The organism is Jannaschia sp. 2305UL9-9 (genome assembly GCF_041403465.1).
GTDB lineage: Bacteria > Pseudomonadota > Alphaproteobacteria > Rhodobacterales > Rhodobacteraceae > Jannaschia.
The window spans coordinates 596,874-618,004 of record NZ_JBGEHM010000002.1 but is presented as its reverse complement, the minus strand read 5'-3'; the positions used below and the strand labels follow the sequence as shown (position 1 = coordinate 618,004).

Genomic DNA, 21,131 nt, shown 5'->3' with positions numbered 1-21,131 from the left:
GCCCATGGCACAATATGACGTCATCATCATCGGCAGCGGCCCTGGCGGCTATGTCTGCGCCATCCGCTGCGCCCAGCTCGGCCTGAAAACCGCTGTCGTCGAAGGCCGCGATACGTTGGGCGGCACCTGCCTGAATGTCGGGTGCATCCCCTCCAAGGCCCTGCTGCATGCAACCCACATGCTGCACGAGGCAGAGCATAATTTCGCGGCCATGGGGCTGAAGGGCAAATCCCCTTCGGTCGATTGGTCCCAGATGCTGTCCTACAAGTCCGACACGATCGCCACGAACACCAAGGGTGTCGAATTCCTGTTCAAGAAGAACAAGATCGACTGGCTCAAGGGGTGGGGCAGCATTCCCGCCAAGGGTCAGGTCAAGGTCGGGGACGAGGTGCATGAAGCCAAGCACATCATCATTGCCTCCGGCAGCGATTCCTCGGCTGTCCCGGGCGCGGATGTGACGGTCGATGAAAAGGTCGTGGTCACGTCGACCGGCGCGCTGGAACTGGCCAGCATTCCGAAGACCATGGTCGTCGTCGGCGGCGGCGTCATCGGGTTGGAGCTTGGGTCCGTCTATGCCCGTCTCGGCACCGAGGTGACGGTCATCGAATACCTCGACGCCATCACGCCCGGCCAGGATGCCGAAGTTGCGCGCACCTTCCAGCGGATCCTGAAGAAGCAGGGCCTGAACTTCGTCATGGGCGCCGCCGTCAGCAAGGTTTCGGTCAAGTCGGGCAAGGCCCAGATCGAATACAGCCTGCGCAAGGATGACAGCGCCCATGAGATGAAGGCCGACGTCGTCCTGGTGGCCACCGGGCGCAAACCGCATACGGAGGGGCTGAACCTCGATGGGCTGGGCGTGTCCCTGACCAAGCGTGGCCAGATCGCCGTGGACAACCACTACAGGACCGATGTCGAGGGCATCTATGCCATCGGCGACGTCATCGAAGGGCCGATGCTGGCACACAAGGCCGAGGACGAGGGCATGGCGTTGGCCGAAATCCTTGCCGGTCAGGCGGGCCACGTGAACTACGACGTGATCCCCGGCGTGATCTATACCCATCCGGAAGTCGGCTCCGTCGGCAAGACCGAGGAGCAGCTCAAGTCCGAAGGTCGCGCCTACAAGGTCGGCAAGTTCAGTTTCATGGGGAATGGCCGTGCCAAGGCCAACTTTGCCGCCGATGGTTTCGTCAAGATCCTCGCCGACAAGGAAACCGACCGCATTCTCGGCTGTCACGTGATCGGTCCGATGGCCGGCGACCTGATCCACGAGGTCTGCGTGGCGATGGAATTCGGCGCCGCCGCCGAAGACCTGGCCCGCACCTGCCATGCGCATCCGACGTATTCCGAGGCGATGCGCGAAGCGGCACTGGCCTGCGGGGATGGCGCGATCCACGCCTGACACTTGATGGCAGGTCCGGCCGCATCTGTGGCCGGACCGTGGCGCCTGTCCGAAATCTCCGCCGATTTGCCGCTATGCGGTATCACGTGCTGCGCAATGCTGCCTCAGTTTCGTGGTGAATATCTAGGCAATCCTAGTTTGTTTTGCCGGTGAATCTGTCATGTCCCTGCCGCTGCCCCTGTCCATCACGACCCGTCTTCTGACCGTATGCCTTCTGGTTGCAGGGCCGGTTGCCGCGCAAAGCGCGCCCGGGGCCGCAACGGGCAGCTTCCTGCCCCAGCCGCTGATCGACTGGTTCGCGGGCATCGATCTGCTGCCCTATGCCGCCGGGTGCAGCGCCATCGCGGCAATCGTCCTGCTGGTGGCGCACCGCCTGCGTCAGCGTCGGCGCGACATGCGGCTGGCAATCCTGGGGTTGCAGAACGGGCCGCGGTTTCGCGTGGTGGATGCGATGGTCCACTGCGTCTGGCACGCCCGCCGGATCGACAAGGAACGTCTGAAACGTGCGCTGGAGCTGGCACGCAACACCACGAACATGGACTATTCCATCGAACACATGCGTGAAGCGGCCGAACGCGCGGATCGCATCATCATACCGAATAATTTCAGCTACATGGCCGAGGGTCTGACCCATGCTGAAAAAATGGTCGTCTTCAATTCGTCCGTTTCCGTCATGCTGGCGGATGGTCCGCTGACGATGTCGGATCGCAAGATGCTGCGCACCATTTCACGGGGCCTCAAACTGCGGCACGAGGATCTCAGCTACCTCGGTCGACTGATCCCCGAATAGGGCTATCCCGCCAGCAGACGAAGGCCCTGCGTCACGTCGGCCCGGACGGCCAGGCGCAAGCCCGGCTCGTCCCCCGCGCGCAGGGCCGCCACGATCAACCGATGGTTCTTGGGCAATTCCGTGCGGTTCAACCGCCCGTAAAGCGACCGCATCGTCGGCCCCATCTGCAACCAGACGGTTTCGACCATGGCCAGCATCGCGGGGGCCTGCGCCCGCAGATAGAGCGTGCGGTGAAATTCGAGGTTGGTGCGGATATAGCCGGACGCGTCGTGCTTCACGATCTGCTCGGCGATGGCCACATTCGTAGCCTCCATCCGGTCGATCAGGGCAAGATGCGCGCGTGGCAGGGCACGCACCGCCAGTTCGGGCTCCAAAAGGGATCGTAGGGCCGCCAGTTCCTCGATCCGGTCGTTCGACAGGGCCGGCGTGGCGATACGCCCCGACGCGGACAGCGACAGCGCCCCCTCGGCCACCAGACGTCGCAATGCCTCGCGCACAGGGGTCATCGACAGGCCGTAGTCCCGACCGATCCCCCTGAGGGTCAGCGCCTGCCCCGGCAGCATCTCTCCGTGCATGATGCGGGTGCGCAGGGATCGATACAGGCGTTCATGCGCGGCACCGGTGCCATCGGGGAGAGGGTTGAGCAACATGCCGTCAACTGTCCCCTGCCGAAGGCCCCGGTCAAGCGCCATGTCGTGCCGGGCGCAGGATTAGATCACCGATGACGGCTTTGGGTCGAAGCTGACGGCATGCAAACCCGCGCCGTGCAACCGCAGCCAGTCCCGCCTCGGTCGCCAGTCCGGCATCAGGGCCTCGACCTGCGCCCAGAAGCGCGGCGAATGATCCATGTGACGCAGGTGCGCCACCTCATGCGCCGCGACGTAGTCCAGCACGTCGGGCGGGGCCATGATCAGACGCCACGAGAACATCAGGTCGCCCCGCGACGAACAACTGCCCCAGCGGGAGCGTGTGTCGCGCAAGGTCATCTTCTGCGGATGCCGACCAAGGGCGGTCGCATGACGGTTGACCGCCTCGGACAGATGAGTGCGGGCCAGAACCTGCAACAGGGCCTTGATCCGCGCGCCCGCCCTTTCGTCATCCGCCACCGCGATCTGTCGACCTGTCCAGCGCGCCGCTCGCCCCGTGCCCGGAACGATCGCGACCTCTTGCCCCATCAGGGGCAAGTCGGCGCCAACGGCGACGACGCGCGCGGGTGGCGCGGCGGTCACGTGCCTGATGATCCAATCGGCTTGCTGTGCGATGAAGGCCTGCGCGTCCGACAGGGGCATCCGCGTGGGCATCGACAGCGACACGCGCCCATCGGATCGCCCCACCCGCAGCGACATGCGCCGCGCGCGCGCGGAGCGCCGCACCGCGACCTCGACCCCCGGTGCGCCGGGAACGCAGAGTGTGTCGCCCATGGCGGCCCCTTTCCCCAAGGGCTTGCCACGCGAATTGCGCTGTGGCATGGCACCCCATTCCCCTCCCCGGCGGTGGTGCCGGAGCGATATGAAGGAACCGACATGCCCAAGGAAGAATGGGGCGTCAAGCGGGTCTGCCCGACGACCGGCAAGCGCTTTTATGACCTCAACCGTGATCCGATCGTCAGCCCGTACACGGGCGAGGTCGTAACCGTCGATACCAGCTCCAAGACGCGTGTCCTGGTGGCCGACAAGGACGACGCCGAATCGAAGATCAAGGACGATGAGGATCTGCTGCTGGACGACGATGACGTCGATCTGAGCGATGACGATGCCGATGACGCCGACGCCGATGACGCCGTCCTCGACGACGATGATGACGACACCGTCTCCCTCGAGGAGATCGCCGACGTCGAGGACGGCAAGGACGACGACTGATTATCTGGGGCGCGGGTGGTTTTCCACTTGCGCCCCCCCGGAGGCTGTCTTAGGACGCACTCCAGTTTGGGGCCTTAGCTCAGTTGGTAGAGCGCTTGCATGGCATGCAAGAGGTCAGGGGTTCGACTCCCCTAGGCTCCACCATTACCCCTATCGATGAACTGGCATTGTCACGGCATAGCGATCGCCAGACGTTCTCCCATGCATTCGTTTTGCGTCTGGTTCGCAGACGGCTTACCACCACGATACCCGCTGGCAGGGCCTACCTGCCGTTTCGGCATGCGCGCCTGATTTTGCGAAGCGCTTCGTCGGGTGGTTCGCCCTCAGGGGGCTGACGGGATCGCACCACGCACGATCAAGGCGCGCAGGGATGTCCCGGCGTGGCATTGGATCAGCGTATCACCCGCCAAAGGGCCGCCCTGCCACGGCCATGCGGTCTTGCCAGCCCTGCCGGGACAGGGCCGGCATATCATCCGGTATGAGTCTCAGGCATATTCGAAGCTGATGTCCTGTGCGCCTTGCCAGAGCACGCGGTTGCCGAGGTCCATCAGATGTTCGTGGCCGGACGTCAGCGTGATGAAATGGTTGCCCGCCAGCTGGCCCATCTTGGACGAAAAGTCGACGCCGCCATAGGCCAGCAGGATCTCGGTCTCGCTGATTCCGCCGGGGTAGAGGATCACCTGCCCCGGTGCGGGATGGCTTGTGTGATTCTCGTAGCCAACCCCGAAATCTCGGTCGCCCAGAGGCACCCAGACGCCTTCGCCCGACCAGCGGACGTGGACGATCTGGCCAGTGAAGGGCATGGCCGCCTCGAAGGCCGCGCAGGTCTTGGGCGCGGCGTCCCGTTCCAGCCGGGCATCGAATTCATAGGGGCCTGCCTTGATCTTTAGTGCTGTCATGAGTCTTCCCTTGGTCTGTGGTGTCAGTTGAAGCGGTCCATCGAAAAGGCCGCCAGATCCTGCCGCAGCCGTCCCGACAGGGCCGCGGCCGCGGCCTCCCGGCCCATCAGGGGGCCGAGGGTATAGCCGTTGGCGGTCGCCGCGATCGTCACGCCCGGCAGGCCGGGAATGGCGCCGATCAGGGGGGCGCCGTCGATGTCGATGTTCATGGCGGCCCAGCTGCGGATGACCTGAAGACTGCCGACCTGCGGCACGGTCCGGGCCGCAACCCAGAGGTTGCCCTCCAGGCTTTCGGGCAGGATCTCGGCCTGGCCGGCAGCACCGGTCGCGGCGGGCCAGGCCCCGCCGATGATGACGGATCCGGCGGCGGCCTGCTTCATCGTCAGATGGCGGTCGGCGTGGGCCAGCAGGCAGGGCACGAGGGGCGGGCCGGGCGCAGTGACGACCATCTGCAACGGCGCCCCACGGACCGGCAGGGACGCGCCCAGCATGGCCGACAGCTGGGCCGACCAGCCGCCTGCCGCGATCAGGATGCGTTTTGCAGTCACACGACCGCGCGGGGTATCGACGACATAGCCATCCCCGTCGCGCGTGATGCCGCGCACCGGCGCGTATTCCGCGATATGGGCGCCGGCGGCGCGCGCGGCCTCGGCCAGCGGCGGGGTTGCGGCCAACGGGTTGATCTTGCCTTCGCCCGCGCACCATGCGGCCGCGACGATGTCGTCCGAGACGGCAGGGGCGATCCGGCGCACGGCGTCCCCGTCGATCACCTCGGTATGGATGCCGACACGCGCCTCGGCGGCGGCCTTCGCCTCGAGGAACGTGATCTGCTCGGGGTTTTCCGCGACCATCAGGCCGCCGGTCACCTGCATTTCGAAGTTTGCGCCCAGCTGCCGTTCCAGATCCTGCCAGAGCGCGATGGATTCCTGCTGAAGCGGCAGGGTGCGCAGTTGCAAACCGCCATCGCCCACGGCCTTGCCGCCGAAGTCCCATGACAGAAGCTGCAGGTGCAGGCTGCCCGCGTTGCCGCCCGAGGCCTCGCCGTTTATCCGCCCGCGGTCGAGGCAGATGACCGAGGCCCCCGCCTGCGCGGCGTGTAAGGCGGCGGAGATCCCGGTCACGCCACCCCCGATGATGATCAGGTCGGCGGTGGTGACAGGCAGGGGCGTGCGTGCTTCGTGATCCGGGCGGGCCGCGGGGGCGCTTTCGCGGTGGCCACCCCATTCGGATTTCTCCAGCGCCAATGCGCCGACCGGCACCGGTCGCGCGGGGATCTGGGGGGCGAACAGGGCTGCGGGGGCCGTGGGATGGCCCTCTGCCGCCAGCATCCGCATCACCGTCGGCAAACAGCCACGACCCTGACAACGGCCCATTCCGATCCGGGTCTTGCGTTTGAGCATCGCCGGATCGTCCGCACCTGCGGCGATGGCCGCCGCAACGGTATCGGCGGAAACCTCCTCGCAGCGGCACAGGATCGTCGGCCCCTCGGGCAAGGCACGCGGAGGGGCGTCATACATCGACCAGAGTGCTGTCTGGAAACGTCGCGCGCGCGCCATCCGGGTGCGCGCACCATTGGTGTCGGACCTGTCGGTCATCCCAAGATACGACAGGGCGCCGGCCCCGCTCAACGTTCCCTGGGCCAGAGCAATCTCTGCACCGCCAAGCCCGCCTGCGTCGCCCGCGATCCAGACCCCCGGGACGGGGGTGGCCCCGTCGGGCGCGCGCTGCGGGCGGATATCGCCGGTTTCGGCGTCGCCCGTCAGCGGAACGCCAAGCAGACGCGCGAGGTCGAGCTGTGGCGAAAACCCGTCACCCGCCGCAACGATGTCTGCGTCGAACCGGCGCGTGCGGCCGGTCGCGATTTCGCGCAGCACGGCCCCTTCGGCACGACCTTCGCCTTCCACGTGCGAGACCTCCCACCCGGACAGGACGGGTATGCGGGCGCGAAGCGCGGCCAGGCGATACCGTGCCCCGTCAACGACAAGGCGAGGCGCGGCCACGGCGCTGCGGATCAGCGCGGGCCCGATACCCGGCCGCCCGCGTTCGGCCAGCGCCACGACATGGGTGCCAAGTGCGGTCAATTCGGCAGCCAGTTGCAGGCCAAGCGGCCCGTGCCCCGCGATCAGCACGCGGTGCCCGGGCGGCACACCATAGCGGCGGGCCATCGTCTGGGCCGCGCCGATCGTCATCACGCCGGGCAAGGTCCAGCCGGGAACGATGGCAGGCCGCTCGAATGCGCCGGTGGCAAGAACCACCGCGCGCGCCGAGATGTGCAGGCCGACATCGCCCCCGAGACTGCGCAGATCGAACCCGCCGTCCCGTGCGCGGGCGAACCACAGGGTCTGACCCGTCTCGATCCGGACGCCCGATGCCTGTGCCTGCGCGCGCAGGTCGTCCCCCCGGCGGTGCTGTCGGTCCCGTTCGGTACCGCCACGGTATCCCGCGCTGCGCGGCTTGAAGTACTGCCCGCCCGGCTCACCACGTTCGTCCAGCACCAGAACATTGGCGCCCCCTTGGGCGGCCCGCACGGCGGCCGACAGACCCGCGGGCCCCGCACCCACGATGGCGATGTCGACAGCAACCTGCGCGTGGGCGGGTGCCGTGGGGGGGGTGGTGCCCGGAGATAGCGCGCGCTCATCCTCGCGCTGAACGGTCATTCCGTCCCTGACGGAGACCATGCAGGCGCGCTGTCCGCGCCGACCATCGACCGTCACGAGGCAGTCGTGACAGATCCCCATGCCACAGAATTGTCCGCGCGGCGCCCCGCTGCGCCGTTGCCCCAGTTCGACGTGCCCCGCCGCCGCGAGGGCGGCGGCGATGCTGTCCCCCGGTGCGGCCTCGCAGGGGGTGCCGTCCAGACTGAAGGTCAGGCGGTTCATTCAGGCAGCGTCACGCGGCAGCAGCCCGACGGTTTCAAGCGCATTGGTGACCTCGGCCATCTCGGAGGCGGGCAAGGGCAGGCGCGGCGCGCGCGGGGCGCCCATGGGCTGTCCGATCAGGTTCAGCGCCGCCTTGCTGCCCGAGACGTAGCGGTGCCCCGCCACGAGGCGGATGATCGGCAGGATATCGGCATAGAGCGCGCGGGCGGCCGCATAATCCTGTGCATCGGCGGTCAGGGTGAACAACCTGGCGAGGGCGGCAGGCATGATGTTGGATCCCACGGCGACCCAGCCCTCGGCCCCTTCGACGAAACTCTCGAACCCCATGATGCCGCCGAACACGGTCATCCGGCCGTCGCACATCTCGAGGATGTCGCGGATGCGGGTGACGTCCATCGTCGATTCCTTGATGTAGTCGATCTGCGGCAGGCGCGAGAGTTCGGCCACCAGCGGCGGCGTCAGATCGACATTCGCGGTGGCCGGGTTGTTGTAGATCATGATCGGTTTGGTCGCGGCCTCGCCGATGCGTCCGAAATGGCCGATCAATTCGTCCCATGTCGGGGTGGAATAGAAGGGTGGGATGATCATGGTGCCATCGGCGCCAAGCTCTTCGGCCATGGCGACATTGTCGATCACCTCGTCGGTCCATTCCGCGCCTGCGCCCACGAGGACCGGCACGCGCCCGGCAACGGTATCGATCACGCATTTGGCGACGGCGCGGCGTTCGTCGGGGGTCAGGGACAGGAATTCGCCGGTGGAGCCCAGCGGGATCAGCCCGTGGATGCCTTCGCGCACCTGCCAGTCGGTAAAGCGGGCCTGCGCGTCGAGGTCGAGTTTTCCATCAGCGTCGAACGCGGTGACCATCACGGTATAGGTGCCGCGGAAGGTGTTGGTCATACGAGGGTCTCCTCAAGGGTCAGAAGGCGGATAGGGTTGGCGGACAGAAGGGCGTCGATCAGCGGGACGTCACAGCCCAGACGACGCATCAGGGGAATGACATTGCGCATCAGGTGGCCGTAGCCGTGCCCACCCCAGCGGCGCAGGCGTGTTCTGGTGCAGATGTCCTGCGATACGAGGATGCGGTCTGCATGACCGGCCTCGGCGAAATGCCGGATCAACCGGATGCGATCGCGGTCCATCGGCAAATCGACCTCGCCCATCCAGTAGTGCGATTGCTCGATGCCGAAGAAGTCCCATTCGACGCAGGCGCCCCGGTCCAGCAGGGCGGCAATGCCGGTGCCGTCCGGGTGGGTCCTGTCCATGTGGCACAAGACCGTCCGGGCGGGGTCCAGCCCTTCGCCCTCCGTGATGTCGAGGATCCGGGCGCAGGCTTCGGGCGCCCGGCCGGGATGCACCGACAGGGACGCACCGGTCCGCACGGCCGCCCGTGCGCCGGCCTGCACCGCGCGACGCTCGAATGCGGTCATCGGCCAGGAGCATCCGATCTCTCCGATCAGGCCTGCGCGGATCGTCGTGCCATCCAGCCCCTCCGTCACCTCGGAGACGAACCGGTCGGTCAGCGCATCGGTATCGAGGGCAAGGACGGGCTCCGACAGATAGGCTTCCGTGTAGCATCCCGCCGCCGCGACGACGCGGACACCGCTTTCCTCAGCGGCGCGCGCCAGCCCCGCGGCATCGCGGGCCAAGCCGTGCACGGATTGATCGACGATCAGACTGCCGCCATCCCCGGCGAAACGGCGCAATTCGGTGATCGCGACATCGACATCCGTCTGATGCGCGTTGGCCGGCACCTCGTTGGAGCGGTAGTCGACCTGCCACCGGTCTTCGGGGCCGATGGGGGTGTCCCGGTCCCCGGCGGCACCGGGGGGGACGATATCGAACAGCACATGCTCATGAAACGCCACCTGCCCGATGTGGGCCGGATCGATATCCCCGGTGACGGTCCGCACGCGCGCCATGATCAATGCGACAGGATCTTGGACAGGAACAGGCGGGTATGTTCGCTGTCGGGGTTTCCGAAGAACTTCTCGGGTGGGGCCTCCTCCACGATGTCGCCGCCATGCATCAGGATCACGCGGTCGGCGGCAGCGCGGGCAAACCCCATTTCATGGGTGACGACGATCATGGTCATGCCCTGTTTCGACAGGTCGACCATCACATCCAGCACCTCCGAGATCATCTCGGGGTCGAGCGCGCTCGTCGGTTCGTCGAACAACATGACCTTCGGCTTCATCGCAAGGGCCCGTGCGATGGCGACGCGCTGCTGCTGGCCGCCGGACAGCTGCCTTGGATAGGCGTTTTCCTTGTCGGGCAGGCCGACGCGGGCCAGCAGGGCGCGCGCTTCCTCGCGGACCTCGGCCTTGTTGCGGCCAAGGATGCGCACCGGGCCTATGGTGATGTTGTCGATCACGCTGATATGCGGGAACAGGTTGAAGTTCTGGAACACCATCCCGAGGTCACGCTGCTGCACGGCGATCTCGGATTCCCGCATCGGCACGCGGACACCCTTCTTCTCCTTGAAGCCCATCAGGTGACCGGCCGCGCGGATCGTGCCGCCGTCGATGGACTCCAACTGGTCGATGCAGCGCAGCAACGTGCTCTTGCCGCTGCCCGAGCGGCCGCAGATCACGACCACCTCGCCCTTTTTCACGTTCAGCGAGACATCTCGCAGGACATGATTGTCGCCAAAGGACTTGGTCACGTTCTCGATGGTCACGATGGGCACGTCCGCAGACGCCGAAAGATGGGGGCTGTTGTCTGTCATGGTCTTTCTCCCTCAGGTGGCGCCCGATAGCTGCGTGGCCTTCTCGATGTCTTTCTTGGCATCGGGCGAAACGGCGGCGGCAGGGCCGAAGGGTTTTTCGTAATGCGCTTCGATGCGGGCTTGCACGAGGCCCCAGATCGACACCAGCACGAGGTACCAGACCGCGGCCACGACGTAGGCTTCAAGGACGCGGAACTCGGTCTGGGCGAGCATCTGCGCGCTGCGCATCAGCTCCTCCATCGAGATGACCGAAGCCAGCGATGTCGTCTTGAGCATGCCGTTGAACTGGTTTCCGAGGGGCGGAATGATGGTGCGGGTGGCCTGCGGTATGATCACGAGCCACATGCGCTGTCGCCAGGTCATGCCGATGGCGCGGGACGCATCCGTCTGGCCCTTGTCGACGGACATGATGCCGGATCGCATGACCTCGGCCAGATATGCGCCTTCGTTCAGGGCAAGGCCAAGGATGGCGGATTCGATCACGTTCAGCCGGATGCCCAGCTGCGGCAGGCCGGTGTAGATGATCACCAGCTGAATAAGGATCGGCGTGCCGCGGAACAGCCAGATGTAGAATTCGGCCGTCCAGCGCAGCGCGCGGTTGCCATACATCTTCATCATCGCGGCAACCACGCCCAGGCCCAGCCCGAGGATCATGGATATGACGCTGAGCCAGATCGTGGTCCAGGCACCGCGCATCATCATGCCGTTGGTAAGATAGGCGAAAAAGAACTCCCAGCTCCAGTTCATGGAAGCCTCCGGGTGTCAGGGGATATTGTCGGTTCGGCCAACGACTTGGCCGAACCCGGTTCGCAGGCCGCAGATCACTCCGGCGTGTAGTAGATCGCGATGTCGCCGGTGTAGTCGGCCCAGTGCTGGATCTGGGTCGCGCCGTAGCTGCTCATCATCTCGTCGTAGGTGCCGTCTTCGACCATGTCGCGCAGGACCTGTGCGACGGCTTCGGCCAGGACTTCGCCGGTTTCGCCGTCAAACCCGAAGGAGGAGGGCAGACCGGGGTTGAGGCCAGAGGCGCCGACCTCGAAGGCCCCGCGTTCGGCCAGATACGCAGCCGTGGCATCCGGGCCGAACACGGCCTTGACCTGACCGGCACCCAAGGCGGCAAAGGCATCGCCGAAGGTGTTGAAGGCCTGGATGTCCATCGGCTCCATGCCGTCGGCGACCTGTTCATCGTTGATCGTGCGGATCAGGTTGTCGGCGAACCCCGAGATCTCGGTGCCTACCGGCTGACCGGCAAGATCGGCGTAACCTTCGACACCCAGGGGGTTGTCGCGTTCGACCACGATGGCCAGGGCGTTCACGACATAGGGCACCATGCGCATGATCTTGGCCCGGTCCGGGTTGTAGTACATGCCGGTGTTGACCATGTCCCAGCGCTTGCTGGCGAGGCCGGGGATCTGCACCTCGAAGCCGACGTTCTGATAGACCGGCTCGAGGCACAGGCGCTTGGCGATTTCGTTGCCGAGATCCGGATGAAGGCCCTGCAGGTTGCCCGAGGCATCGAGATACTGCCGAGGTGGCAGCGTCGCGTTGATCGACATCGTCAGCTTGCCCGGCTCGATCGTCGGCAGGTCTTCGGGACACTCCTGCGCGGTCGCCATTCCGGCGGTCAGGGCAAGGGCGATGGTACTTGCTGTCAGATATTTCATGTTACTTCCCTTATGGTTGCTGAGTGACATGGGCCGTTTCCCGGCCTCTGGGTTTCAGGTCGGCGCGGGCGTCCTGCCGCTGCACCAATTGGTGACGATGGCGGTGGTGACGTCGATCATCCGTTGGAAATCGGCGACATCGATCCATTCGTCGTGTCGGTCGTTCTGGGACAGGTCGCCGCCCAGACAGCCCAGACCAACGCAGGGAATGCCTGCCTCGACGATCGGGTTGCGGATGTCGGACGACGTATGCATCGGGTTCACGTGCGGCGCCTCTCCGGTCACCTGCGTCACGGCGGCGGCGGCCGTTCGGTAAAGCGGGTGGTCGGCCGCGACTTCTCCGCCGGTCACACCCGTCAACCAATCGATCCGGGGCGGATTCTCTGCCAGCCAAGGGTCAGCAGCGGCGGCCTGCTGCACGACCTGCGTGATCTCGGCGCAGATGTCGTTCAGGGTTTCGCCCGGCGGGAAGGAAATCGCACAGCCCAGCGTGCATTCTTCGGACATCCGCGCAAAGCGGCGCATCTCTCCGGCGTCGATGCGCGAGACGTTGATGTTCGTCGCGCGCCCGACGACACCTTCGATCAGCGGATGACGCACCCGGGCGGCACGCTCCTCGGCCAGTGTCATCAGGGCGGCACGGATCACCAGCGCCTTGTCGATCGGGTTCACGCCCAGATGCGCAAAGGCGGTGTGCCCCGGTTCGGTCGTATCGGGCGCGCGGCCCGTCACGGTGACGCGAAAGTCGATATGACCCGAGGCGACCGCCTTGATTTCGCGCATCCCGACCCCGGATTCGGCAGGATGCAGATAGAGCGAGGCATCCGCGCGCAGACCGTCATGCAAAAGGGCCGCAACCCCCCGCGCATAGCGTTTCGACGGGGTGGAGGCGAAGACCACCCGCCCCATCGGGACATTGCTGGCCGCCGCCTGTTCAAGCGCAAGAACCGCAGCCGCACATCCCGCCAGATCATCGGCAACACCCCAACCGTAGAAGCGGCCGCCATCGACGGTCCCGGCAAAGGGGTCGTGCGTCCATGCGGACGTATCGAGCGCCGGCTCCCCGTCGGGGTGGGCGAAGATCAGCAGGCTGGGCAGTTCCGGATCACCGGGCAAGGTGCCGACGATGGCGCGGCGCCGTTCATCTGCGCGGGCGGGGTCGAGCGCGAACTCACCGATGATGTCGACATCGGCGGGGGTGTAATCATGTGCCAGCACGTCGCAGCCGGCGTCGGCGAGGCGGCGGGAAATGACGCCCTGCACGGCGACTTCGCCATCGACCTGCGCGGCTACAAGCTCTTTAATCAGGTCTATGGCTCGGTCGTTCATGTCTAGGATACCCCTCGTTCATTTCTGTATACAGTCGGTATACAAACACCCTCGAAGGGATTACCTTCTCAGTGCAAGAGGTTTTTTCGCAATCGTTCGGCCTTGGCCTCGCGGATGGACCCAAACGGCAGGCGAGCGGGGCCGAGCGGCGCAATATCGCGCGGTGACGTCACTAATTTAGGCGAATTTGAAACGAGGACGGCGACCGATTTGAACATGGCAGAAAAACAGACCCACCCGATCCGCCCACCACAGGGAAACACGTCCGATACCCCATCGACCCTGTCCGAGACGGCCTATGTCGCGTTGTCACAGATGATTCAGGAGCGGTCGCTGCCTGTCGGGCGGCCGATCGTCGAAACACAGCTGGCCGACATGCTCGGGGTGTCGCGCACCCCCCTGCGACAGGCGCTTCAGCGGTTGGAGGCCGAGGGCCTGCTGCGCAAGTCCGAGAGCCGGTCCTATGTGGTGCGGCGGGTCGAGCTGCGCGAATATCTGCAAAGCCTCAAGGTGCGGGAGGTTCTGGAGGCCGAGGCCGCCGAGATGGCCATCGGCCGTATCGCGCCGGAGGCCATCTCGCGCGCACGCGCCCATGTTCAGGCGGTCCAGGGGCGTAAACCCTACGACATGCTGGCGCATTGGGCCTCGGACGACGAGATCCACGACCTGTTCATCGACGCCTGCGGCAATCAGGTGATCATCAACATCCTCAAATCGCTTCGCGTGACGACGAAGCTGTTCGAGATCGAACGCCTTTCGGAACGTCTGGAACCCGACAGCAGCCAACACGAGAGCATCCTCGATGCACTCTACAGCGGGAATGCCGTCGCCACGCGTCAGGCGGTGGTCGACCACCTGCGATCGCTCGCGGATTTTGCCGTCCGGGTCCTTTAGCGGGCCCACCCCGAACCTGCCCCGCGGGTCCGCCGATCATGCCCGCGGGAGGATGACCGGTTTTCCGAACCCGCGGGCAGGTTCCGGTGCGCGCCTACACCGTCAGTGCCTCGCCCGACCGCGCCCGCCGCTGATAGGCCCCGACGCCCTTGTCGGCCCGCAACTCCCCATCCGCGACGATCGTCTTCCCGCGCAGCATCGTATGAACAGGCCAACCGGTGACGGCGATCCCTTCGTAGGGCGTATAATCAGCACCGTGATGCAGGATTTCCTGACGCAGCACCTCGGACCGGTTCGGATCCCACAGGACGATATCCGCATCAGACCCCACCGCAATCGTGCCCTTGCGCGGATAGAGGCCATACATCTTGGCATGGTTGGTCGAGCTGAGGGCCACGAAACGGTTCAGGTCGATCCGGCCCTTGCCCACGCCTTCGGAAAACAGGATCGGCAGGCTCGTCTCAACGCCCGGAATCCCGTTCGGCACCCAGCGAAAGCTGCGCAGGCCCTGAGGGTGTTTCTTGCCCTCGGCGTCGTCGTAGCGGAACGGGCAATGGTCCGACGAAAAGACGTCGAAGACCCCGCGTTCGATCCCCGACCAGCAGGCGATCTGGCTGTCCGTGTCGCGGGGCGGCGGGGAACAGACATACTTGGCACCATCGAAGCCGGCCGTGTCCAGATCGTCGGCCGTCAGGACGAGATACTGTGGGCAGGTCTCGGCGTGGACAACACTGCCGCGTGCCCGGCCCGCCTCGATCTCGGAAATGGCGTCCCCGTTCGAGACATGGACGATCATGATCGGAACATCCACGATCTCGGCCAGGGCGATGGCGCGGTGCGTCGCCTCGCGCTCGGCCGGGATCGGGCGGGTCGAGGCATGAAACTTGGGTGCGGTGTCGCCCTGATCGGCCGCGCGATCACGCAGGTATTCTATGGCGTCGTCGTTCTCGGCATGCACCATCGGCAGGGCGCCGCAGGCCTTGGCGGCCTCCAACGTGTCGAGGATTTCGCGGTCGGTCAGCTTCATGCCCTCGTAGGTCATGAAAACCTTGAGAGAGGTATAGCCGTCCTCGACCAACGCGGGCAGGTCCTGATTCAGCGTCTGAGGCGTCGGATCGGTGACGATCAGGTGAAAGCTGACGTCCGTGTAGCAGTTCCCCTCCGCAAGTCCGTGGTACCATGACACCGCATCGCGCAGACCCTGTCCCTTGGCCTGCAGGCAGAACGGCAGAAGGGTCGTCATGCCCCCGAAGGCGGCGGACCGTGTCGCGCTTTCGAAGTCGTCCGCCATCGTCACCCCCTCGCCCGAGGGCTGGGAAATATGGACATGGCTATCGATGCCCCCCGGCAGGACCAGAAGACCGCTTGCGTCGATCGTTTCGGCCGCATCGCCCAAATCCAGCCCAAGTGCCGCAATGCGCCCGTCGCGGATGCCGATATCAGCACGAAAGGTATCAGACGACGTGGCAATAGTGCCGCCCGCGATGATGGTGTCGAAAGGGGTCATGCGGGCACCTCGGCAGAGACCGGACGGCTTCCGGAGCGGTAGGTGGCATGGCAGGCGGCAGAAACGCGGGTCGTGGTTTCGGCGGGTCTTGTGACGGTATCAGTCATGACATCTCTCAGGCTGTCAGAAAAATATTCCTCCCGTGGCGTGACGTTAGGCGGCACGATCACCGGCAGCAAGGGGCGCGATCGCGCCGACATGCGCCGACATGCGCCGACATGCGCCGGTGCGGGAACTCCGGACGGGCGCTGGCGCGACCCTCGCCCGACCGCGGCACCGTCATGTTCGGTTCGGCCGATGCCGGTTCCCGGGCAGGCCCCCATCCGTCGGCGCGACCCTGCCAGCGGCGGAAAACAGCTTGCCGAACCGGTTCTTCCTTCTGACCTGCGTGGAACCGGTTTGGCCCTTGGTGGGTTGTCACTCCAGATATGCAGCGGCCATGCGAAGCCGCCCCACATGCAGGAGATCGAAGATGACCGGCACAACCGCACAGACGTCGAACGCCACGAAGAAAGAACAGGTGTCCGAGACCGTCGACACCGTGAAGGAGCGCGTAGGCGCGATCGGCGACAACGCCAAGGAAGCGGCAAGCGCCGCGGCTGGCAAGGCCCGCGATGCCGCCAGCGAGACCGTAACGGCCAAAAGCAACGAGGCCAAGGCCGCCGTCGCGGACCGCGCCTCGACTACGGCCAGGAACCTGCTGAATGCAGCTGAGCAGATGGAGCCCGGGTCGCCGCAGGCAGAAGCCACCTTCCGCGCCGCCAAGGCAGCAGAGGACGTCGCCGTCGCGATCCACGAAAAGGATCTCAACACGCTGACGAACGACGTGGCGGCGCTTGCACGCAAGCATCCGGGCCCGTTCCTTGCCGTTGCCGCAGTTGCCGGTTTCGCCGTTGGCCGCTTTCTGAAGTCGAGCGCGCGCAACTCCGCATCGCGCTACGAGGCCTGATCCATGATCGATCCGACCCGACCACAGGGCGTAGACCCCTCGCCCGTACAGACCTTGCTGTTTCACCTGCAACGTCTTGTCCAAAAGGAAATCGCCTTGCTGCGGGCCGAGATGTCGGCCCGCATATCCAAGGCGGCCGCCGCCGCGGGGCTGGTCCTGTTCGCGGTCGTCATCGCGCTCACTGCCCTGCACGTTCTGGCAGGTGCCTTGGTCGCGGCGATCGCCGCCACGGGTCTTGCCGCCGGCTGGGCCGCGCTGATCGTGGGTGGCGGCCTTCTGGTCGTGGCATTGATCGCCGCGATGATCGGTATCCGCACCTTGTCGAATATGTCGCTGGCACCGCGGGATACGCTTTCGACCCTGCGCCGCGACGCAGAGACCTTGAAGGAGACTCTCGATGACAAATGACTCAAAACGCGACACCCTCAAGGCCGAAATCAACCGGGAGCGTGCCGCCCTTGCCGACAGCATCGGCGCCTTCGCGTCCGGCTTTTCGTCCCGCCCATTGACAAGCACGGTTTCGGACGCGGTGTCCCCGCATGCGGCGGATATCATGCAGACCGTCGTGGCATCGGCCCGTCGCAATCCGGCCGCCGTCGCGCTGGTCGGTGCGGGCGTGGCCTGGTTGCTGATCGGCGGGCAGTCGTCCCGCAGTGAAACGCCGGTTTCGGTGTCTCCGCGTTCGCGGCAGCCGGTGGCGGGTTTCCGTCATGATGCGCCGAACGCCGGGTCGTTCGAAGCCCGCGTGGCCCAAGCCGAAAGCGTTCATCGACACGAGATGGCACATGATGGCCTCGACGGGGAAACGATGGACATGTCTTCGGCAGAACGCATGCGCGCCACGCTTGCCGCTGGCACCAGCCAATTGACCGAGGCCGCCAAGGCCCGTGTGACCGAAGCCCGCGTAAAGGCAATTGCGGCGCAGGAGAAGCTCGAAGCCCTGTCGGGCGCAACCGTGCGCAAGGTTCGCAAGGCGAAATCCGACGCGGCGGACAATCCTATGCTTCTGGGGATAGGCGCCGCGATCGCCGCGATGGCCGCCGCTTTCGCCCTGCCCCGCACCGAGACGGAGGATACGTATCTGGGCGCACACCGCGACGCCTTGCTGGCCGACGCGGAAATCACGTTGCGCCGCGAAGTGCTCGCCATGGCGCAGGCGCAGGCCGATGCGATCTTTGCCGAAGTGCAAAATGGCATGGAAGACATCGCCGAACCATCAGAGGCGACGAAGCAAAGCGCATCGGACGAACAGGCAACGTCCGCGGCGGACGACGATCGGCGCCCGGTTCAGGCGCCGCCGCCTGCATCGTATGAAGTTTCGGTCTGAAACATGAAAGCGTCAGACCCCGTAGCGGGTCGTGACACAAGTTGATTATGGTCAGGCTGGCGTGGACAACACGCCAGCCTGTTTCGCGTGTCCGAGATGCCCCGAACGCGCCTTTGAAAAGGAAGAAATGATGTCATTGGCCCGTGCGACCTCCGCACCCCTTTGGATACTGGCGGTCGTCGCCCTCGCGTTCCTTCTGCACTCGGCCGCCAGCCTGTTTTCTCCGGTGGTCATGGCGCTTGTCCTTGGCGTCGTCCTGTCGCCCGTGACACGCAGGATCGACCGTCTTGGCGCGCCCCGCGCGCTCAGCGCGTTCCTGACGCTGGCCCTGATGCTCGGTCTCGTGGTCAGCCTTCTGGTCCTCGTGGAACCCGTCCTCAGCAGCCTGATCGCGCGCGCCCCGATCATCTGGTCCGAGATGAGCGACATGATCGCGGCTGTCCGATCGACTGCCGAAGGCCTCGACCGTGTCAGCGATCAGGTCGAGGATGCCCTGCGCGAGCCGGGCGCCAACGCCGTCAGCGACGATGCCGCGCTGATCGTGCCGAAGGTCAGCGACGCCCTGTACCTGGCGCCCGACCTGGCCGCGTGGATCATGATCATGGTCGGAACCTTGTATTTCTTCCTTCTGGCAAGGCGGGACGTCTACAAATGGATGAGCATCAGCCTGTCCCTGACCAGTGAACGCCTGTTGCGCGCCGAACAGGAAGTCAGCCGCTATCTTTTGACGATCACCCTGATCAACGCGGGGTTCGGCGCCCTGCTGGGCGCGATCCTGTGGTTGCTCGGCATGCCCTATCCTGCGTTGTGGGGGTTCGTTGCGTTCCTCGCGAACTATATCCTCTACCTTGGGCCCGCCGGATTTGCGGTCTCGCTGTTCATCGGGGGGGTCGTTGCCTTCGACGGGCCGATCAGCTTCGTACCCGCCGCGATCTACGTCAGCCTGAACCTGACCGAGGGACAGTTCGTGACGCCCAGCCTTGTCGGACGACAGATGGCCGTGAACCCCCTCTTGGTGTTCCTGTCGCTCGTCTTCTGGCTGTGGCTCTGGGGTCCGGTGGGCGGGATCGTCGCCATTCCGCTCCTCGTCTGGAGCCTTGCCCTGCTAGATGACAAGCCGACGTCCGACGCGGCGCAAAGCGGACGGTCTTGAAACCGTCGCACCGGACCGATCTCAGTAGTCTTCGGGTTCCTGTGAAAACGACTCCAGCTTGAAATCGAGGGTGACGCGATAGGCATCCTCGGTTTTCTCTTGCTTGATCGTCCCGCTGAGCTGGCTTGCGAAGGCGCGGATCAGACGTGCCCCGAGGCCACTGCTTTCGGCGCCATCGGCCGTCCCACGATCCGATCCCAGCGAGTTTTCGCAGACGAGCTGCGCATGGCCGGGTTCGGTCATGCGGAAGATGACGTCAATATACCGTTCACCGCTCGATGTCGTTCCGACGTTCTTGATCGCATTCGTTGCCAATTCCGACGCGAGCAAGGACAGCGGCAATGCCTGATCGGGATAGAGCGTGATATCCTCAAGGCTGTGACGGTAGTCGACCTCCTCACCAGCCTCGGAACTGGCGACGACCAGTTCCGCGAACAGGTCCCTCAGCAAACCACCCGCACTCGTGCGGCTCAGGTTCTCGGCCTGGTACAGGTTGCGGTGAACCGTAGCCAGCCCGAGCACACGTTCCTGCACGCGCCGCAGAACGCTGACGGTTTCGGGCTGATGGGCACCGCGGATCTGCATGTTCATAATCGAGGAGATCAGCTGGAGGTTGTTCTTGACCCGATGGTGTATTTCCTTGAGCAGCACGTTCTTTTCGCGCAGCGATCCTTCCAGTTTGGCCTCGTCGCTGATCAGATCGAGCGCCATTTCGGCAAAGCCCTGGCGCAGTTCCCTGATCTCGGTCGACAGGCCACGATGGTCCGTGAAGGCGGGAACGACGCGGCGCTGGGCAAAACTGCGCATGTTCGCGCGCAGGCCGCCGACGTGACGCACGACGAAACGATCCACGGCAAAATACGCCACCGCGATACTGGCAAGCAGCATCAGAAGGGGCGGAAAATAGGGCGGTATGACAAACAGGCCCAGCAAGGAACGTGTTTCCTTCAGCGGCCAGACGCCCAAGGCATAGACCGTCCCCGGAATGATGGACACGAAGGCATAGCTGTATTCCCGGCCATCGGCGCCTTCATCGACAAAGACGTTCCCGTTGGTCCCGAGGATCGAAGCCATTTCGAACCCCTCGGGAAGATACGACTCCATCCTGTCGTCCGCCGAATCGGAAAGCAGGATCTCGGCCTCGCTGTTCAGGGTGATGACCGCCAGTGGGCGCGTATCGGCACCGGCACCGCGATCGTATTCCTCGGCCACGCTGCGCACCGGCACGGAGATCGAGACATACCCGACGAAGACTTCGCTCTCACGAACGGGCAACAGGATGTTGAGGACGGGTTCACTGCTGACGCGGGGCGTCGGCAACAGGTCGATCCAGGCACGCGGATCCTGCAACCGGCTGATGATGCGCTCGTTGTCGGACAGATCCATCCGTTCCGTCGAGGATGAACAGGTTACATCACCATCCAGAGGCACGAATCCGACGAAGGAAAAGCGGCTGGTCGTCTCGAGGTAGTTCTGCAGGTAGGCACGACAGGCGACAGGATCGTCGCGCAACAACTTGAGAACCGGGTTCAACGCCTCGGCCGCGCCAAATCCGCGTTCTATCGCCTGGCGTTCCCGGTAGGTCGCCTTTGTCGTCAGGTCCAGCAGCACAAGCTCGGCCCGACTCGCCACTTCACGTGTCAGGGCCTGCGTCTGGAACACCGCTACCGCGCCAAGCGGCAAAAGTGACAGCGCCAGAAGCGCTGCCACTTGGACGCGAAGTCCGCGAAAGACCGCTGGCAAGCGGACCTTTTGCC

Annotated in this window: 20 protein-coding genes and 1 tRNA gene; 9 read left to right on the top strand and 12 right to left on the bottom strand. The window is 65.1% G+C overall.

Annotated elements, in window-relative coordinates:
* The first annotated feature begins 4 nt into the window (after positions 1 to 4).
* On the top strand, positions 5 to 1,399 hold the full coding sequence (gene lpdA / locus V6N07_RS10870; RefSeq protein ID WP_371156320.1) for a dihydrolipoyl dehydrogenase: 1,395 nt from the start codon (positions 5 to 7) through the stop codon (positions 1,397 to 1,399).
* 160 nt (positions 1,400 to 1,559) lie between these two features.
* Positions 1,560 to 2,189: a hypothetical protein gene (locus tag V6N07_RS10865; protein WP_371156319.1), complete on the top strand. Its 630-nt coding sequence runs from the start codon at positions 1,560 to 1,562 to the stop codon at positions 2,187 to 2,189.
* Positions 2,190 to 2,191: 2 nt separating this feature from the next.
* On the opposite strand, the gene V6N07_RS10860 is transcribed toward V6N07_RS10865, so the two are convergent.
* Both V6N07_RS10860 and V6N07_RS10855 read right to left on the bottom strand, forming a co-directional pair.
* Positions 2,192 to 2,839, bottom strand: coding sequence for a GntR family transcriptional regulator (locus tag V6N07_RS10860; RefSeq protein WP_371156317.1), 648 nt, complete (start codon positions 2,837 to 2,839; stop codon positions 2,192 to 2,194).
* A 60-nt stretch (positions 2,840 to 2,899) separates the two neighbouring features.
* Positions 2,900 to 3,610, bottom strand: coding sequence for a M48 family metallopeptidase (locus V6N07_RS10855; protein WP_371156315.1), 711 nt, complete (start codon positions 3,608 to 3,610; stop codon positions 2,900 to 2,902).
* A 102-nt stretch (positions 3,611 to 3,712) separates the two neighbouring features.
* On the opposite strand from V6N07_RS10855, the gene V6N07_RS10850 reads away from it, so the two are divergent.
* A complete protein-coding gene (locus V6N07_RS10850; RefSeq protein WP_371156313.1) occupies positions 3,713 to 4,048 on the top strand; it encodes a TIGR02300 family protein in 336 nt (111 codons plus the stop codon).
* A gap of 68 nt (positions 4,049 to 4,116) precedes the next feature.
* Positions 4,117 to 4,192, top strand: a tRNA-Ala gene (locus V6N07_RS10845).
* A 341-nt stretch (positions 4,193 to 4,533) separates the two neighbouring features.
* On the opposite strand, the gene V6N07_RS10840 is transcribed toward V6N07_RS10845, so the two are convergent.
* The 8 genes from V6N07_RS10840 to V6N07_RS10805 all read right to left on the bottom strand — a co-directional run bounded on the left by V6N07_RS10840 (position 4,534) and on the right by V6N07_RS10805 (position 13,544).
* Positions 4,534 to 4,947, bottom strand: a complete 414-nt coding sequence (locus tag V6N07_RS10840) for a DUF3830 family protein (protein ID WP_371156312.1) — start codon at positions 4,945 to 4,947, stop codon at positions 4,534 to 4,536.
* A 23-nt stretch (positions 4,948 to 4,970) separates the two neighbouring features.
* A complete protein-coding gene (locus tag V6N07_RS10835; protein WP_371156311.1) occupies positions 4,971 to 7,826 on the bottom strand; it encodes an FAD-dependent oxidoreductase in 2,856 nt (951 codons plus the stop codon).
* Entirely contained in the window at positions 7,827 to 8,723 is an 897-nt protein-coding gene (locus tag V6N07_RS10830; RefSeq protein WP_371156309.1) for a dihydrodipicolinate synthase family protein, read from the bottom strand.
* On the bottom strand, positions 8,720 to 9,745 hold the full coding sequence (locus V6N07_RS10825; RefSeq protein WP_371156308.1) for a phosphotriesterase: 1,026 nt from the start codon (positions 9,743 to 9,745) through the stop codon (positions 8,720 to 8,722). The genes V6N07_RS10830 and V6N07_RS10825 overlap by 4 nt, the downstream gene beginning before the upstream one ends.
* Positions 9,746 to 9,747: 2 nt before the next feature.
* Positions 9,748 to 10,551, bottom strand: coding sequence for an amino acid ABC transporter ATP-binding protein (locus V6N07_RS10820; RefSeq protein WP_371156306.1), 804 nt, complete (start codon positions 10,549 to 10,551; stop codon positions 9,748 to 9,750).
* A gap of 12 nt (positions 10,552 to 10,563) precedes the next feature.
* Positions 10,564 to 11,298, bottom strand: coding sequence for an amino acid ABC transporter permease (locus V6N07_RS10815; RefSeq protein WP_371156305.1), 735 nt, complete (start codon positions 11,296 to 11,298; stop codon positions 10,564 to 10,566).
* Between the two features lie 74 nt (positions 11,299 to 11,372).
* Positions 11,373 to 12,215 (bottom strand): ABC transporter substrate-binding protein, encoded by an 843-nt coding sequence (locus V6N07_RS10810; protein WP_371156304.1) that lies wholly within the window; start codon positions 12,213 to 12,215, stop codon positions 11,373 to 11,375.
* 54 nt (positions 12,216 to 12,269) lie between these two features.
* Positions 12,270 to 13,544: a M20 family metallopeptidase gene (locus V6N07_RS10805; RefSeq protein WP_371156302.1), complete on the bottom strand. Its 1,275-nt coding sequence runs from the start codon at positions 13,542 to 13,544 to the stop codon at positions 12,270 to 12,272.
* A 216-nt stretch (positions 13,545 to 13,760) separates the two neighbouring features.
* On the opposite strand from V6N07_RS10805, the gene V6N07_RS10800 reads away from it, so the two are divergent.
* The gene (locus V6N07_RS10800; protein ID WP_371156300.1) at positions 13,761 to 14,438 is read left to right on the top strand and encodes a GntR family transcriptional regulator; all 678 of its coding nucleotides are present in this window, start codon (positions 13,761 to 13,763) and stop codon (positions 14,436 to 14,438) included.
* A gap of 94 nt (positions 14,439 to 14,532) precedes the next feature.
* On the opposite strand, the gene hydA is transcribed toward V6N07_RS10800, so the two are convergent.
* On the bottom strand, positions 14,533 to 15,945 hold the full coding sequence (gene hydA, locus V6N07_RS10795; protein ID WP_371156298.1) for a dihydropyrimidinase: 1,413 nt from the start codon (positions 15,943 to 15,945) through the stop codon (positions 14,533 to 14,535).
* Positions 15,946 to 16,417: 472 nt separating this feature from the next.
* On the opposite strand from hydA, the gene V6N07_RS10790 reads away from it, so the two are divergent.
* The 4 genes from V6N07_RS10790 (at position 16,418) to V6N07_RS10775 (ending at position 19,374) form a co-directional block, all read left to right on the top strand.
* On the top strand, positions 16,418 to 16,894 hold the full coding sequence (locus V6N07_RS10790; protein ID WP_371156296.1) for a hypothetical protein: 477 nt from the start codon (positions 16,418 to 16,420) through the stop codon (positions 16,892 to 16,894).
* Positions 16,895 to 16,897: 3 nt separating this feature from the next.
* The gene (locus V6N07_RS10785; protein WP_371156294.1) at positions 16,898 to 17,302 is read left to right on the top strand and encodes a phage holin family protein; all 405 of its coding nucleotides are present in this window, start codon (positions 16,898 to 16,900) and stop codon (positions 17,300 to 17,302) included.
* Positions 17,292 to 18,221: a hypothetical protein gene (locus tag V6N07_RS10780; protein ID WP_371156293.1), complete on the top strand. Its 930-nt coding sequence runs from the start codon at positions 17,292 to 17,294 to the stop codon at positions 18,219 to 18,221. The genes V6N07_RS10785 and V6N07_RS10780 overlap by 11 nt, the downstream gene beginning before the upstream one ends.
* Positions 18,222 to 18,351: 130 nt before the next feature.
* A complete protein-coding gene (locus tag V6N07_RS10775) occupies positions 18,352 to 19,374 on the top strand; it encodes an AI-2E family transporter (protein WP_371156291.1) in 1,023 nt (340 codons plus the stop codon).
* Positions 19,375 to 19,395: 21 nt separating this feature from the next.
* On the opposite strand, the gene V6N07_RS10770 is transcribed toward V6N07_RS10775, so the two are convergent.
* On the bottom strand, positions 19,396 to 21,084 hold the full coding sequence (locus V6N07_RS10770; RefSeq protein WP_371156290.1) for a sensor histidine kinase: 1,689 nt from the start codon (positions 21,082 to 21,084) through the stop codon (positions 19,396 to 19,398).
* Positions 21,085 to 21,131 lie beyond the last annotated feature (47 nt).